Raw genomic sequence first — 2191 nt, forward strand, 5'->3', positions numbered from 1 at the left:
ACGGTGTTGGCGTTATCCGCAAACTGGCTGGACTGGAAATCGCTGTTCAGGTTGAAGGTCCAGTTGCCCGGCTTATAGTCCACGCCCAACGTGCCTTTGTGTTTCGGGGAGAACGGCACCTGGTTGCCGTAGGTGTCGCCTTTCTCACGAATCTCGGCGTCCACGTACGCATAGCTTGCGTAGACTGAAACGTTGTCGAGCGTTGGCGTCAGCGTGCCGAGGTCATAGCGGGCCTGGGTTTCCAGCCCGGTATGGCGCGTTTTACCGCGAGCTGTAACGGTGTCGTTGGTCTGGTTGGAGTCGTACTGATTATTAAAGTTAATCAGGAACAACCCCATTTCCGCGGTCAGCGCGCCATCGTCGTATCGGGTGCCGAGCTCCCAGGTTCGCGCTTTTTCCGGTTCCACATTGCCGCTTTGCACAGCCTTGCCAATTTGGCTGTACTGTACGGTGCCGAACGAGCCTTCGGTGTTTGCATAAAGATTCCAGCTGTCAGTCAGGTGATAAAGCACGTTTAGCGCCGGAAGTGGGGCGTTATAGCTCACTTCCTCATGTGTGCGTTTGATGGCGTTGTTCTGGTATGACTCGATATGTTCAAAGCGCATACCCGGAGTGATAGTCCAGTTGCCAATATCGATTTTGTCATCCAGATACCAGGCGTGCGCTTCGGTGCCGGAACGGGTGTCACGATCGTAAGGGCTGGCGCTGGACGGCAGTTGTCCGCTGCTGGTGGCGGTGTAGTAACGCATTTCATGCGTCGACTCGCTCACATAGCGGTATCCCACCCCCACTTCGTGCGCGGAAGGGCCCACCATAAAGCTCTGGCTGTAGCGTGGCTCAATGCCGCGTACCCAGTAATTGCGCGGTGAAAGCGTGGTACGTTTGCCCTGTTCCAGGTAGCCGCTGCGCAGGGTTTCGGTGTAGAAGCCTTGAATATTGAATTTATGCTGGCTGTCCGGCTGGAACTGATAGCCAAGGCTTGCCAGCTTGCGACGCCCCCAGAAGCGATCGTTCGGGCGCGTAGATTGCCAGCGGTCGGCGTTGTAATCCGCGCGCGACAGGCCCCCGGGCATATCGGCTTCACCGTCGTAGTATTGCAGAAGGCTATTGAAGGTATGCACGTCGTTCGGCGCATATTTGCTTTTCAGCATCAGGTCGTCGATGCGCGTCGCGCTGTGCTCGCGCCAGTCGCTGCCGCGCGTGCCGGAGTAAAGCAGGGCGGTACCAAAACCGTTATCCGCCGTACCTCCCACCATCAGGTTGTGCGTCTCTTTGGGATTATTTTGTGAGGATGTTGGGCTGAGCTGGCCTTCCATGCCGGCTTCGATACCGAAGTCTTGCGGAATGGCGCGGGTGACAAAGTTCACCACGCCGCCCACGCTCTGCGGCCCGTAACGTACAGCACCGCCGCCGCGCACCACATCAATGGCGTCCATATTTCCGAGCGAAACGGGTGCCAGGGAAAGCTGCGGCTGGCCGTAAGGGGCAAACGGCACTGGAATACCGTCCATCAGTACCGTTGAACGGCTGGCAAGGCGCGGGTTCAGGCCGCGAATACCAAAGTTCATCGCCAGATCGTGGCTACCGGTACCGTTGTTTTCCGGGGCGGTAACGCCAGGAATACGATTCAGCACCTCGCGCATGGTCGTCGCGCCGGTTTTGGCGAAATCCTCACGGCGGATAACGTCACGCGCGCCGGCATGTTCGAATACGTCGTTTTCGCGCGCATCGCCCAGCCAGTCGCCCACAACCGTGAGCGCATCTTCCTGCGGCGCAGGAACGTGTTCGAGCGTCCAGCTGTTATTCCCTAACGGCTTCACCTGCAGGCCACTGCCCAGGAGCAGCTGCTGCAAACCACTCTCAACATCGTAATCGCCGTGCAAACCGTTGCTGTGCTTGCCGCGCGTCAGGCTGGCATCAACAGACAGGGTAATTCCGCTGCGTGCGGCATATTGGTTTAGCGCTTTATCGAGTGAGCCTGGTGCAATATCAACCTGCGCTGCGAAAGCAGATAACGAGAGCCCAGCCAGCGGCAGCAGGCTCAGGCGAATGGCGTTAACCAAAGGTGTTGTTTTGCTAAAAACGCGTAAAGGCGTCATACCTTCTCCATCATCATTTTTGTTGTGTTCAGCTATGAGTCGAATGAGAAGGGGAAAAAGGACAATGAAAATGAGAATTATTTTTCTTACAG

Annotated in this window: 1 protein-coding gene; it reads right to left on the bottom strand. The window is 56.9% G+C overall.

Annotated elements, in window-relative coordinates; genetic code table 11:
* Window positions 1–2099, bottom strand: a 2099-nt coding sequence (gene fecA / locus RDN66_RS06090) for a TonB-dependent Fe(3+) dicitrate receptor FecA (RefSeq protein ID WP_308537697.1), incomplete at its 3' end; no start/stop codon positions are given.
* Between the last annotated feature and the right edge of the window lie 92 nt (window positions 2100–2191).

The sequence above is a fragment of the uncultured Kluyvera sp. genome (assembly GCF_902485085.1).
Lineage (GTDB): Bacteria > Pseudomonadota > Gammaproteobacteria > Enterobacterales > Enterobacteriaceae > Kluyvera > Kluyvera ascorbata.